This window comes from Maribacter sp. MJ134 (assembly GCF_003970695.1).
Lineage (GTDB): Bacteria > Bacteroidota > Bacteroidia > Flavobacteriales > Flavobacteriaceae > Maribacter.
Window position 1 is genome coordinate 884,062 of record NZ_CP034570.1, and the last position, 13,246, is coordinate 897,307.

General features: G+C 40.4%; 15 protein-coding genes. 5 read left to right on the plus strand and 10 right to left on the minus strand.

All coding sequences use genetic code 11. The features are described from left to right. Nucleotides 1–50: 50 nt before the first annotated feature. The 7 genes from EJ994_RS03805 to EJ994_RS03835 form a co-directional block, all read right to left on the minus strand. Nucleotides 51–929, minus strand: a complete 879-nt coding sequence (locus EJ994_RS03805; RefSeq protein ID WP_126591273.1) for an alpha/beta hydrolase — start codon at nucleotides 927–929, stop codon at nucleotides 51–53. A 228-nt stretch (nucleotides 930–1,157) separates the two neighbouring features. Next, a complete protein-coding gene (locus EJ994_RS03810; protein WP_126591274.1) occupies nucleotides 1,158–2,276 on the minus strand; it encodes an aminotransferase class I/II-fold pyridoxal phosphate-dependent enzyme in 1,119 nt (372 codons plus the stop codon). Then, complete coding sequence (locus tag EJ994_RS03815) at nucleotides 2,266–3,243, minus strand: NAD(P)-binding domain-containing protein (protein ID WP_126591275.1); 978 nt, start codon at nucleotides 3,241–3,243, stop codon at nucleotides 2,266–2,268. The genes EJ994_RS03810 and EJ994_RS03815 overlap by 11 nt, the downstream gene beginning before the upstream one ends. 246 nt (nucleotides 3,244–3,489) lie before the next feature. Further along, complete coding sequence (locus tag EJ994_RS03820) at nucleotides 3,490–3,903, minus strand: nuclear transport factor 2 family protein (protein WP_126591276.1); 414 nt, start codon at nucleotides 3,901–3,903, stop codon at nucleotides 3,490–3,492. Between the two features lie 95 nt (nucleotides 3,904–3,998). Then, nucleotides 3,999–5,867: a PLP-dependent transferase gene (locus EJ994_RS03825; protein ID WP_126591277.1), complete on the minus strand. Its 1,869-nt coding sequence runs from the start codon at nucleotides 5,865–5,867 to the stop codon at nucleotides 3,999–4,001. Nucleotides 5,868–6,043: 176 nt separating this feature from the next. Further along, nucleotides 6,044–6,340, minus strand: coding sequence for a putative quinol monooxygenase (locus EJ994_RS03830; RefSeq protein ID WP_126591278.1), 297 nt, complete (start codon nucleotides 6,338–6,340; stop codon nucleotides 6,044–6,046). A gap of 150 nt (nucleotides 6,341–6,490) precedes the next feature. Continuing rightward, nucleotides 6,491–7,789, minus strand: a complete 1,299-nt coding sequence (locus EJ994_RS03835) for a serine hydrolase domain-containing protein (RefSeq protein WP_126591279.1) — start codon at nucleotides 7,787–7,789, stop codon at nucleotides 6,491–6,493. A 177-nt stretch (nucleotides 7,790–7,966) separates the two neighbouring features. Here EJ994_RS03835 and EJ994_RS03840 point away from each other — a divergent pair, with 177 nt between their 5' ends. Then, nucleotides 7,967–8,326, plus strand: a complete 360-nt coding sequence (locus EJ994_RS03840; RefSeq protein ID WP_126591280.1) for a dihydroorotase — start codon at nucleotides 7,967–7,969, stop codon at nucleotides 8,324–8,326. On the opposite strand, the gene EJ994_RS03845 is transcribed toward EJ994_RS03840, so the two are convergent. From EJ994_RS03845 to EJ994_RS03855, 3 genes are read right to left on the minus strand one after another with little or no spacing between them, the layout of a single operon-like run. Continuing rightward, entirely contained in the window at nucleotides 8,323–8,772 is a 450-nt protein-coding gene (locus tag EJ994_RS03845) for a GNAT family N-acetyltransferase (protein ID WP_126591281.1), read from the minus strand. The genes EJ994_RS03840 and EJ994_RS03845 overlap by 4 nt on opposite strands. A 12-nt stretch (nucleotides 8,773–8,784) precedes the next feature. After that, entirely contained in the window at nucleotides 8,785–9,693 is a 909-nt protein-coding gene (locus EJ994_RS03850) for a bifunctional metallophosphatase/5'-nucleotidase (RefSeq protein ID WP_126591282.1), read from the minus strand. 1 nt (nucleotide 9,694) lies between these two features. Beyond that, on the minus strand, nucleotides 9,695–10,480 hold the full coding sequence (locus EJ994_RS03855; RefSeq protein WP_126591283.1) for a 5'-nucleotidase C-terminal domain-containing protein: 786 nt from the start codon (nucleotides 10,478–10,480) through the stop codon (nucleotides 9,695–9,697). 45 nt (nucleotides 10,481–10,525) lie between these two features. Between EJ994_RS03855 and EJ994_RS03860 the strand changes: the two genes are divergently transcribed. The 4 genes from EJ994_RS03860 (at nucleotide 10,526) to EJ994_RS03875 (ending at nucleotide 13,244) form a co-directional block, all read left to right on the plus strand. Continuing rightward, nucleotides 10,526–11,059, plus strand: coding sequence for a DUF6913 domain-containing protein (locus EJ994_RS03860; protein ID WP_126591284.1), 534 nt, complete (start codon nucleotides 10,526–10,528; stop codon nucleotides 11,057–11,059). A gap of 1 nt (nucleotide 11,060) precedes the next feature. Beyond that, entirely contained in the window at nucleotides 11,061–11,951 is an 891-nt protein-coding gene (gene dapA, locus EJ994_RS03865; RefSeq protein ID WP_126591285.1) for a 4-hydroxy-tetrahydrodipicolinate synthase, read from the plus strand. A 111-nt stretch (nucleotides 11,952–12,062) separates the two neighbouring features. Continuing rightward, nucleotides 12,063–12,899 (plus strand): outer membrane protein assembly factor BamD, encoded by an 837-nt coding sequence (locus tag EJ994_RS03870; protein WP_126591286.1) that lies wholly within the window; start codon nucleotides 12,063–12,065, stop codon nucleotides 12,897–12,899. A gap of 12 nt (nucleotides 12,900–12,911) precedes the next feature. Continuing rightward, complete coding sequence (locus tag EJ994_RS03875) at nucleotides 12,912–13,244, plus strand: DNA-directed RNA polymerase subunit omega (RefSeq protein ID WP_180272380.1); 333 nt, start codon at nucleotides 12,912–12,914, stop codon at nucleotides 13,242–13,244. Nucleotides 13,245–13,246 lie beyond the last annotated feature (2 nt).

Below are 13,246 nucleotides of genomic sequence, written 5' to 3' on the forward strand. Positions count from 1 at the left end.
TTGCTCATTTACAATGAGTATTAGTCCTAAAGGAGGGCCAATTGGGGTACTTATTCTTCATCTTTTAAATTACTTTTTACAAAGTCCAAAGCATCTGACATTGAATTGGCCACACATGTTTTGTTATGCGCCCCATCAGTAACCCTAAATTCGTGTTCCACCTTCTTTTTATGGAACACTACATGCAGTTCGGCGTTAGGAAGGGAGTGAAAATCATTATCGCAGGTCTGGATATACCACTTTTTGCGTTTCAGTATTTCCGCATCAATTTTTTCAGCAATGTAGCGTGGGTTGTTATTCATATAGACCTCATTGGTGCGTTCTGTTGGTCTTAGATTTTCGCCATACAAATGCGCATGAAAGCGTTGGTAATATTGTTCCAAATCTTCTACCATCTGCTTTTTGGTGCTTATTGCTCCCATAAAACTTACACAAATCCCGAACTCTTCTGGATTTAACATGGTAAATCGTAAAGCTCCGAATCCTCCCATGGACATTCCCATAACAATGGTATTTTGTACAGATTTGGTCACAGCATATCGTTTTTTCATTTCAGGAATAAATTCTGAGATGAACATGGTCGCATATTTCTCTTTACCGGCATAGTCATCCATGTACCAAGATTTGCCGCCGTTGGGAAAGATTATGATGGTCTCCGGGAAATGTCCTTTACCAATTAAAGAATCAATTTTTCGGGAAATACCTTTGCTATGGTCGCTATTGTTATTTCCCCCGAATCCATGTAAGAAGTATAGGGTTGGATAGGTTTTTAAAGTATCGTAATTGGGAGGTAAATAGACGTTGTACTTCACTCCTCTGTTTAAAACTTCACTTTGCACTGTTTGATTTTCAAAAAGTGTTCCTTCCTGACTAAAAATAGGGCTGTGTATACAGAGGACGAAAAATATTACAATGCATCTATAATTCATAAGCTGATATAATGGAATAAAGTCGCACTTGAAGTAACTGCTCCATGTATCGGTCACCAACGAAGTTCGTTGATTCCAAGATAGTTATCAAGCGCTTTCTACATGATTTGCACGAAAGTTTTTAACAGGATAGTTTGCGGTTCTGTGGTTTATCCTTTGGTACCCTTTATGGGGAGAAGTTTCCTTATCCTCTTATTATAGCCTTCTATGGTATCTCCTTATCGTCATTTAGATACCAAAACGTTCCTTTAAGGCTTCCGTTAGTATGGCATAGCCTTTTAATAAATCTTTCTTTTCGGCACCGATTCCTATTCTAAAATGCTTATCCATCCCATATACATCTCCCGCCAGAATAAATACGCCTTTTTCCAAACGTAACCAATCCGAAAGTTCGGTAGAATTAATCGGGAATTTGTATTTAATAAATACCATACCTCCGGCTTTTGGTGGTACAAACTCAATAAGGTCTTTATATTGTTTGGCCCATTCCGTCGTAACTTTTAGGTTCTCGTTAAGCATGGTAATGTTACGGTTCAGTATCTTTTTACGCATTTCCGGTTGCAAGGCTATTTCTCCAATTTTATGACTTAAGATTCCTGCGGTTATGGACGTGTAATCGTGATAGGCCCACGTATCTGCAATTAGCGCTTTAGGCCCTATTAACCAGCCTAAACGTAGACCTGGCAATGCATAGGCTTTAGATAAACCGCCGTTGACCATGACCTTATCGTACATTCCGTAAAAGCTAGGTCCTTCTACACCGTCTAAACCTGCTCCTTTGTACACTTCATCACAATAAATCCAAGCACCGTACTTTTTGGCTATAGCAACGATAGCTGCCATTTCTTCATCCGTAAGTACATAACCTGTTGGGTTGTTCGGGTTACACAAGGCTATCATCTTTGTTTTAGCACTCATTTGCGCTTCTAGTTCTTTTAAATCGGGCTGCCAGCCGTTTTCTTCAACCAGATGAAATTTCTTTGGCGTACATCCCATTTCTTCTACAATGCCCCAAATCTGCATGTAGTTGGGCACCATCATCACCACTTCGTCCCCTTTTTCTAGCAAGGTGTGGCAAGCAATGAAATTAGCTTCCGCAGAGCCATTGGTTACCAGCACATTGTCATCGTCTCCAATAGGGTAGAGGTTGGTAATGGCCTTACGCAGCGGAATGGAACCGTTCGTTTGTCCGTAACCTAAAACGGTGGTCGTTAGCATTTTTATTTGCTCTGCCGTAAGTAATTCTTCCAAGGTATACGGGTGAAAACCACTCTCCGTAAGGTTAATAGGTACGGTATTTTCATAAAGGGATTGAATACGCTCTAAGTCAAAAGTTCTAATGTTCATCGGTTGTGTTTTTATAGGAATTATAGACGGCCGTAGCGATCATTATATCTTGAACAGCCACGCCAGTTAAATCCGCTACGGTTATTTGCTTATCGTTTACTCTACCTAAAGCGGGGTTTTGAATCAGGTTGCCTAATTCAACAAGTTTAGTTTCGTCTAGGTACTGCTGTTGTCTTGCCCTGAAAATTTCCCCTCTTGTTTTGGACTGTGCAATACTGTCCGAAATGATGATATCCGCTTTTTGGATAATAGCCGTATCCAGTTCTATTTTTTCTGAAGTATCGGAACCAATAGCTGTAATATGCGTGCCTTTTTTTATTTCAGAAGCTTGTAACAAAGGAGTGGTAGCTGGTGTTGTGGTAATGATGACATTACATTTTTTGGCTAGCTCCGCTATGGAATTTGCTATCTGAATCTGATAATCACTGTCTTTAAAGTGCTCTTTAAATGCATTCGTTTTTTCCGGATTCCGCCCCCAAACTACGATGTTTTTACAGGCAGTAACCTTAGGTAAATAATCTAATTGAAGTTTGGCCTGCGTTCCTGTTCCAATAATTCCAATGGCTTTGATGGCTTTTGGTGCTAGGTGTTTAATGGTAATTATACTGGCAATGACCGTGCGTATGTCCGTTAACCGACCTTCATCTAAAAGTACCGCTAGTAATTGCCCCGTGTGTTTAGAGAACAATAGCATAACGCCTTGGCTAGAAGAAATGCCCAAAGTAGGGTTATCATAAAAGCCGGAAGCGATTTTGATCACATAGTAATCCTGTTCTTTTATATAACCGTATTTAATATGTGCTTCGCCTGGCGGGTCATCAAAAAGCAACTCGCCAACGGGCGGTACTACGGCTTTTGATAAGGATAAATCCACAAAGCCTTGTTCAATAGCGGAAACTAAATCTAACTGTGGCAGATGACTCAGAATTTCGGGAAGTGTAAGTATTACGGGTGTTTGTGGTATCATATCTAATAAAAATATCCATTATTTTTATTAGAGTAGCGCAGTATCGGCGCAAGAACGAAACTTATTTCCCAAAAACCTTCTCTAATGTTAGAAATAAGCACAACACATGATTTCGTGTCTAAAGTTCTCCTGAGGTAAATATAATATCTTTTATTGGCAGCGCCAAAGGGGGTACTATCCCGAGTCTTACCTCTAAATGAAGTGTTTAATTCCTAAGAATGCCCAACGAGCTTGCCCTGGAGAAGTCTACTTAAATTTTCGCTCTTGTTCCGTAATGACCAAATCATTGATGCTAGCGAATCTTTTTTTCATTAATCCATCAGCATCAAACTCCCAATTTTCGTTTCCGTAGGCTCTAAACCATTGTCCTTCTTGGGTTTGGTATTCATATTCGAACCTAACTGCGATACGGTTGTCCGTATGGGCCCAATATTCTTTTTTAAGCTTGTAGTTGCGTTCTTTCTCCCACTTGCCGGTTAAAAAATCAACTATTTCTTCCCGCCCGTTTATGAAGGTATCTCTATTTCTCCATTCGCTATCCTTAGAATAGGCCTTGGAGATTTTTTCAGGGTTCCTACTATTCCAGGCATCTTCTGCCTTTTGTATTTTTTCAATAGCATCTTCTAAGCTAAAAGGGGGAAGTGGAAATTTTTGTTCCATGTGTCGTGTTTTATCCTTTTTGGGCTGTCTTAGTCGTATAGAGATGCCATTAAATTACATGAATTAACTACTATTATGTTATTTACATGGACGTACTAAATCGTTGCAACAAAATCCAAAAAGACTTTTTTATGAAGTTCAAGGTCCATATCGGGTGAAAGTGCCACACGTGCAATATAGTCCTTATCACCTTCCTTGGTGGTTCCTTGGGTAGACGTTGCCGGTATGGTCCAATAACATCCTTTTAATTGGCCATAACTTACGCAGTATTTACTTTCATGCGGTATTTTTGTAATCATTAAATGAATCAACTTATGGTTCAAGGCTCTTTTGTAGGATTCTTTTTCTTCGGCCGTATTTCCTTTTGTGGGGAGGTCCAATGAAAACACGGATGGCGTAAATCCTTTCGCTGCCAATTCCTTTGAGACAAAATTTATTTTCGCTTCGGGTAAGGTCTCCTTGATAAAATCAACAAAGGCACGTGTATTTTGATACGCATCTTCAATCCTTTGATTCATAGAAGGTAACTGCGTTGCCAGTATTTCTTGTTGAAGCGCTGTAGCCTCATTATCACATAATTTTAGATGTAATGCTATTTTCTCCATATAGCGTTCTGCCTTTTTATTGGAAGTGCAATAACCAGCCGTACATTTGCCCCCACTTGGGAATTTGGACCCACTTACATAGGCAATCGTATTAACGTTCGATAGGACTTCGCCTTCGCCTAAAAAATTGGTGTTGGGACAAAAGGTTTGGTCTAATATAAAAACAGGTTCAATTGCGAGCTTACCCCTTGGTGTTTTTCGTACTTTGGTTAACGCCGCTTTTAGTTTTTGCATATACGGAACTTCCACCCGAGGGTTGGTCGGTATTTCGGCGATGATATAGGGGATGGCATCTTGGTTGGCGATTTCATCTAGAATACGGTCAATACTTTGGGCCATATCGTTATCACCATCAACCGGTAAGTCCACCACTTCCACGTTAGAGACACTAGCGGCCACACGTCTGGCTTGGTCATTTGTACCGCCATAACAATTTGGCGGAACAAGGATTTTAATGGCCTTTCCCTTGTGATTGTCCAGCGCATGATGAATTAAACCCATTACAACGGCATATTGTATGGAAAGTCCGCTTGAGCCTACAACCGCCTTTACATCGGTATCCGTAATTTCTTCAATAGCATCCAAGACAAGCTTATTCGTATCGCTTAGCGCTACACTGGTACTATGTGAGTCATTATTGGGGCTAGCATCACTATCCGAAGTTTCCGTTAACCTTTGTAAGGCAATAAGAGCGTTCGCCGGGGTCATGGCAATGCTCTCCCTTCTTCTTACATGCTGAATGGCTGCGATGTAGGGTTGGTTCTGTGCTCCGTTTACCGCAATAATGCTTCCAAGCTTAGGGTAAAGGCCTATGAAAAAATCAATATTTGGATTAAGATTAAAATCACCTATCGTGTCTTCTTGGGAAATAAAAATAGTACTACCATTGAACGTTGCAATCGCTGATACATCATCAACTTGCTTTACATCAAAATCATAACCATATATGCGTCGCACTACATCAGCATCAAAGCCTTCTGGGAGTTCCCCTTTATAAATAATTTGTGTGTCTCTGCCTTCCAATGCGTTTTTTCTCAATACGGCTAAAATAGGCATCGTCTTTGAGGAAAAACTGATTACATTTTCAGCTTTTAACCTGTTCTGTTCGGCAATTGCCCATTCTAGTACAGAGGATAAGGGATGGCCCAATCGTATATAGTCATACGCCGTGGGTAAGTCATTAAGTGCTGCTGTTGTTGTGTTATTGTCTTGATATAGCTTTTCAAACTGGGATAAAAACTGAGTTTTAGCCAGTTCTTCTTCGTAGATATCCAGTCGATGCGTTGTTAAATTTAACCAGTCCGGCGGTAGATTTTCTAACACACCTTCAATATACTTTACTGTTTTGTTTGGCTCCATAATTGCTGAGGTTAACGAGGTCACGAAGATATTAATAAGGATGATGTATACGTCGCACCACCCTTGATTAAATTACAGTAAACTACTAGTGTTCTTTTACCTGTGTTTGGGCACTTTGTTAGAATGGCCTAGGATTATCCTAAACCATTCTCGTTTAAAGACCTTAAATATTGATTTTATCCAATATGGGTCATCTCGTTCAAGGAAAAGTCGGCTATGGCTCCCTCGGTTGCCTGTAAATAATCGGCCAAATGGTCATTGGCCATATGGGTTTGCCATAAAGCCCTCGTTTCCCAGATTTCATAAAAGAGAAACCTGTTTTCATCTTCATTGTCCTGGTGTAGGTCGTAGGTAATACAACCTTTTTCAGCTCTAGTTTTATCGATGAGTTTCAGTAGTTCTGCTTTAACCAGTTCCTTCTTTTCAGGTTTGGCTACGATAGTCGCTATAATTGTCAAATTTTGATGCTCCATGGGTATGATTCTAAATCTTTACTCTAATTTTTGGCAAAACTACGCTAGATTTTGGGTTTTCCATAGGCTAGGCCAAAACTTCTTCATAGGTTGGTGAATTACGCAACTCCGAATGATTTTAGTGGGAAGTGCGATTTCGTTTCAGGTCGACTAGGGTTGCAAGGCACTATAAACTATTTCCTCCAATTTAGAATTGATATCATTGTTGTGAGCGGATTGTAAAACCTGACGCAGTTGTATCACGATGAGTTCGTTCTCAGGGTCTATCCAGAAAACGGTACTAAAAGCACCGCTCCAACTATAGGTGCCATCGGCTCTATGTGGGTGATTTTTTGCCACGTCAAATCCAAATCCAAATCGGGCGGTTCCCCAGGGATAGGAAAGAGTATCAATCTGGTCTTTGTGCATCGCTTGTGCGGTTTCGGACTTTAAAATGCGGGTGTCTCCCAGTATTCCGTCGTTAAGAAGCGCTTGGCAGAACAGAAAATAATCGCGTGCCGTACCCGTCATTCCGCTGCCTCCGGACAAGTAGGTCTTGGCACCCTGAGTGGGATAGTTGGCCATATAGAATTTACCCATGACCATAGGAGCTTGTCTAATTGTTCCGTTTTGGTCAGGTATAAAAATTTTGCTAAGGTCATTGGTAAGCGAATCATTGAAATAGAAGCTAAGCTTTTCAATTCCCAAAGGTGTCGTAATGTGCTCTTGAACATACTCGTCCAGCGCCTGACCGGAAGCTACCTCTACCACACGCCCTAGGACATCTGTATTAAGACCGTACATCCATTGAGCACCCGGTTCGTGTATAAGGGGAAGGTCTCCCAGCTTGCTTGCCGTTTCTTCAATGGTAATGGGCAAATGCGTACTTAAATCCGGAATGCCGTGCTTTGCCAGAATGGCACCGTTCACTGGCGGATTCACAAAACCATAGGGAACTCCTGCGGATTGCGTAAGCAATTGACGCACGGTAGGGGTGTTGTTCGTAGGTACGCTGGTCCACGTGGTGTCTGCGACATTAAAACTGGTTAGCACTTCCGTTTTTTTAAATGAGGGGATGAATTTTCCCACGGGGTCGTCCAAGGTCATTTTTCCGTTCTCTATCAATTGCATGGCCGCAACCGAAACGATAGGCTTGGTCATTGAAGCCATTCGGAACAAGTGGTCTTTTCGGTAAGGTTCGGTTTTTGAGGAGTCTGACCACCCCACTTCGGATTCATAGATGATCTTACCATTTTTAGCAATCAAGGTAACCGCACCTGGATACTTCTTGGCCTCTACAAAATCCATGACCATTTGGTCGATTTGTTTTAAGCTGTCAGTAATCATCCCTACCTCTTCCGGTGTGGCCAACTGGTATTTTTCGGGTGGAACATTAGTTTTGGTCTCCGTTCTGCAGGCACTAAGAAGGATAAGGAAGATAATAGAAAGGATAAGACTATAAATTTTCATAGGAGTCGGTTTATGCTTCTTTGGAAAGTTCGTTAATCTTGGCAAGAGTACCAAGAAAAATACCTTGTATACAACTACAATTTTTAATAATGGACCAACTTATAATACAGGAATTTTTTGATGGTTTTTCGGCTATTTTTTCGTAAATTTAAAAGACGAACTTAAAATCCATTTATCATGAAAAAATTTGTGTTATTTGTTTTTTTTATAAGCTTATCTTTAGTCACTAGTAAGGCTCAAAGCTCAGATTATCCGGTGGAAATCGGAGCTGTTTTCATTATCGGTGAAGCCTCTTCCAATACCTACAAACACATACATTTCCCCAGACCGAATTTCATCATTAAACGGGGCGGAATAGCATCGTTTAAAAATCTACAAGGGAAAAAAGTAACCGTTACGAGGGTAACCAAGGATGCTAAGGGACAATCCGTAGCTACCATTACCTTGGTATCCGGAAGGTATTTTTTTGGCAGTCACAAGTATGTGAAAGTCGCCATCGATGAGGCTATCGCCGCCGAGGAGCTTTTAAAAGCTTAAAGCACTTTTCTAAAACATACGCTATTGGCTACGCCTTCATAGGGTGGGTAATTAGGAATAATGTTGTATTTGTTCTTCTTGTAGAGTGCAATGGCTTCTGGTTGGCGTAAACCGGTTTCTAAAACACATTGTTCGTAGCCGAGTTCTTTGGCCCAATTTTCCAGTGCTACAAGCAGGAGGGAAGCAATACCTTTTCCCCGTACTTCTGGGTTTACGAACATTCGTTTTACTTCCATGCTATTCGCATCAAAACTTTTCAGTGCGCCACAACCCAGAGCAATTCCGTTTTTATAGTAGACCACACAGTGTTTTAAAACGGCAATACCGTTAAATTGGGCGTAAAAGGCATTGTCTTCCCCATCGCGTAGTGCTAAATCTTCATCCAGCAAGGCCACTAAGGCTCTAAAATCGGTATTTGACGAATCCGTTCGTAGTATCCGACCCATAGTAATGTTTTATCAGACCGTAATGGAAACCCCGTTTGAAGTAATACCGTTCGTATCAAAATAAAAATCGATACGGCCTAAATTAACGCCGTAGCATCCTACTTGATTCACTAGAACCTCCTTGTCCATAGCATTCTTAACTATACTGGGTTTATCCAGAAAGGTATGGGTATGTCCGCCGATGATGAGGTCCGTATGCTTCGTTTTTGTGGCTAATTTCATATCATCCGGTTTATTTTCGTCCTCATAGCTATAACCTAAATGGGACAGGCAAATGACCAGATCACATTTTTCCTCATCTTTTAGGCGTTGTTCCAAATCATTGGCAATCTCGTAGGGGTCTAAATACCGTGTTTCTTTGTACAGTGTTTTGGTCACTAATCCCTTTAGTTGAATTCCCAGGCCGTATACTCCAATTTTAATACCATCCCGCTCATAAGTCTGAAAAGGCTTGGTAAAACCAGCTAAAACCGTATTGCTAAAATCATAATTGGAAGAAACAAAGTCGAACTTACCATAGGGAATCTGTGCCAGTAGGCCTTCAATCCCATTATCAAAATCGTGATTACCTATTGTGGCAGCATCGTACTTTAGCATTGTCATTAGTTTCATCTCCAACTCCCCACCGTAGAAATTAAAATACGGAGTTCCCTGGAAAATATCGCCGGCATCGAACAACAAGGTATTGGGATTCTCCTTGCGAATAGCGTTTACCAATCCCGCTCTCCGCGCCAGGCCTCCTAAACCTGCAAAACTGGAGTGGTCTTTTGGAAAAGCATCGATATGGCTATGTACATCATTGGTATGTAAAATAGTAATATGGCTGGTCTTAGCACCCGAGCAGGAGCTTAAACTTAGTCCACCAGCTCCTATGTATGAAGCTGAGGCTACGGTATGCTGAATAAACTTTCTTCTTTTCATGCTACTTTTTTTTGTAAAAACGGTCATCCACAGTTGCGGCCAAAGTATCGACCTTTGAAAAATAATCGATCATGGCATTTCTAATCTTGTAATCCGTATCGGTAATGGTCAGGGCATTTTTGAAAAACACCATATCGTCTCCGCCGCTAACCAAATAATCGGAGGTAGCTATGAAATAGTGTTGGTCAACATCAAATGGTTGGCCTTGTATTTTTATGGTCTTGATGCTCTCGTCCCTGTTGAGCACAACTTGGATACCGCTTAAAGCGTGCGCTCTTTTAGATTTAATGATATAGCCTATCATTTGTAAGACTGCTTTACCGTCTAGCTCCACCACGGAAATATTGTTCTCAAAGGGCATTACCTCATAAGCCGTTCTGGCAGATACATTGCCTTTGGAAATAGCGGCACGTATACCTCCATGGTTCATAAGCGCAAAATCGATGGACTTACCAGTTCTTTCTTGAAATATGGGGTTCGCCTCCAAAAGCATAATATCCGCCATAAGATTGCCGGCCGAGCTATTGTACCTCCCGTCCATTTTGGAGATTTCAGCAGGGGCATAGGCCAAGGTACTGTCCAGCATTTGATTGACTCGGTCGTGATAGGGCTTTATAAAATCTTTTACGGCTTGGGATTCTTCGTGCATATGGTCCACTGCAATGCGTTCTGCGGTGATACGATGCAGCGTTCTAGCATCTTCCTTACAAGAGTTGAAACCTAGTATTGTTACAAATAAAACAAAATGTTTTATTTTTAAAATCCCAAAGTGTTTTAACTTCGCCATAGAGTTGAACGGATATTATTTACATTTGTGTAAATGTAAAAATACATGTTTTTAAAAGGAATTAAGGACAAGTTTAAACAGAAATCCGGGCGTAAATTTATTAAGCAAGCCTTAGAGAAAGGTGCTTCCGAAACCACGAGGTCCAAAGGAATCACAAAACTAGGTTGCATAGTGGATTTGGATAAATTTCAAAATGCTGATTTGTTCTATCAGTTTTTGGAAGATTTTAAATTGAAGCCCAATGCGGTGAAAATTATAGGGTATAAGAGTTATTACGATAAAAATTCGCCTTATGCTACACCGGTTTTTTCTGATAAGGACTTGGGGTGGAACGGAGCTATCGAGAATAGCTACGCATTAGAGTTTCTAAGTAGGGAATATGATTTATTGGTCAATTATTACAATGAGGATAACCTACTCTTAAATTTAATGTCCGTACAGACGAAGGCTCGCTTAAAAGTGGGTTTTAAGGAGGTGGACCCCAGTTTCAATGACCTGATATTGGACACACCGATGTCCGATTTTAAAACGTTCAAAGCTGAATTAAAAAAATATTTAGGCGTTTTTAAAGAGATTTAATATGGAAGCATTAAGAGGTACTGGAGTAGCATTGATAACACCCTTTCGAGAAGATGGCGGTGTTGATGTGAAGGCCCTTATTGATATTGTATCGTTCTGCAAGCAAGGCGGAATAGATTATTTAGTGGCTTTGGGAACCACGGCAGAATCAGTTACGTTGAGTAAAACTGAAAAACAACTGGTATTGGATACCATAGTTAGTGCCAATGATGGAGTGCTGCCTCTAGTCGTAGGAATCGGAGGAAACCATACCACCGCAGTAGTCCAGGAACTAAAGACGTTGGACTTGTCCAGTTTTGATGCTATTCTTTCCGTTTCTCCCTACTATAACAAACCTACCCAGGAAGGCATCTACAGGCATTTTGAAGCACTGGCCGTGGCCTCGCCAAAACCTATTATTATGTATAACGTTCCCGGTAGAACCGGTAGTAATATGCTGCCGTCTACCACGGTTAGGCTCGCAAAGGATTTCGATAATATCATCGGGATAAAGGAAGCCTGCGGAGATATGGTACAGATTATGGAAATCATAGCTTCTAAGCCTCAAGACTTTTTACTACTCTCAGGAGATGATTTAACGGCCTTACCTACCATACTGGCAGGAGGAGACGGTGTTATTTCTGTCCTAGGTCAGGGCATACCTACAGAATTTTCAACAATGGTTCGTTTAGGACTACAGGGAAACGTCAAGGAAGCCTATGTCTACCATTATAGGCTACAAGATGGCATGCAGTTGATATTTGAAGAAGGGAATCCCGCGGGTATTAAAGCCATTTTTGAAGTATTGGGCCTGGCAAGAGCTTCCGTAAGGTTACCACTTGTAGCTGCCAGTGGCGCCCTAAAATCTAAACTTACTGATTTTATAGCATCAATGTCCAAGGTTACAGCTTAATTTATTTTTAGTTAAAACTTACCCAAAGGACCTTATTTGAAAGGAAAATGATCCTATTTTAGTGGATTAAAAATGTTTTTTAAATCCATTGATAATCATTAATTTTGCAAAATGTTTTTTAGAATAAGGCACATTTTTCTTTTAGGTTGTTTACTTATAGCATTTCAATCCTGTAACGAGTACCAAAAAGTACTTAAGAACGAGGATGTAAAGGCTAAGTACGATATGGCCGAAAAATACTATGAGGAGGGCGATTTCAAGAGAGCTAATCGTTTGTTGGAGCAAATTGCACCAAAGTACATAGGTAAGCCACAGGGAGAACGCGTAATGTTCTTTTTGGCCAATACGTATTTTGAGCGTGAGGATTACAATATGGCGGGATATCAATTTGAGCGTTTTATCAAGTCCTATCCCAAAAGTGATAAAATAGCGGAAGCATCATTCTTGGGTGCCAAAAGTTATTTTATGCTATCCCCGAAGTATTCTTTGGACCAAACGGATACGGATAAGGCCCTGTTGAAATTACAGAATTTTATCAACGCCTATTCAGAATCTGAATTTTTTGCCGAATCCAATGTTATGGCAAAGGAACTCACTACAAAAAAGGAGAAAAAGGCTTTTGAGATAATGAAGCAATACAATAAACTGGGAGAATTCAACTTTGATATGTTGAAATCTGCGGTAGAGGCTTCGGAAAATTTTGTTTCAGATTTTCCAGGGTCCGTTTATAGAGAGGAGGCAATGCTAGTAAAAGTGGACGCTTTGACCAATATGGCCCTGAACAGTTTTGAAAGTTTACAAGAAGAACGTTTGCTGAATGCTAAAACGGCCTATTTATCGTTTAAGAAAAAGTATCCTGAAACCGCTTTTGAAAAAGAAGCTTCAAGGTTGATGGAAACATTAGAAAGAGAATTACAAAAATTCAATACAGAATCAGAATCCAAATAAATAGTTTCAATTATGAACATGAACGATTTAAAAACTTCTAAAGCTGCGGTTTCTACGGTAACCCACAATAAGAACGAATTTGATGCCAAGACGCAGAATATTTATGAAGCTATTTCCATCACGGCAAAGAGAGCTGTTCAAATTAATTCTGAGATTAAGAAAGAGCTTTTAGAGAAATTAGAAGAATTTGCGACCTACAGCGATAGCTTAGAAGAGGTTTTTGAAAACAAAGAGCAAATAGAAGTTTCTAAGTTCTATGAGAAATTACCTAAACCACATGCTCTAGCGGTAGAAGAGTGGTTAATGGATAAAATATACCACAGAAATACAGAGAAAGACGCATAGGT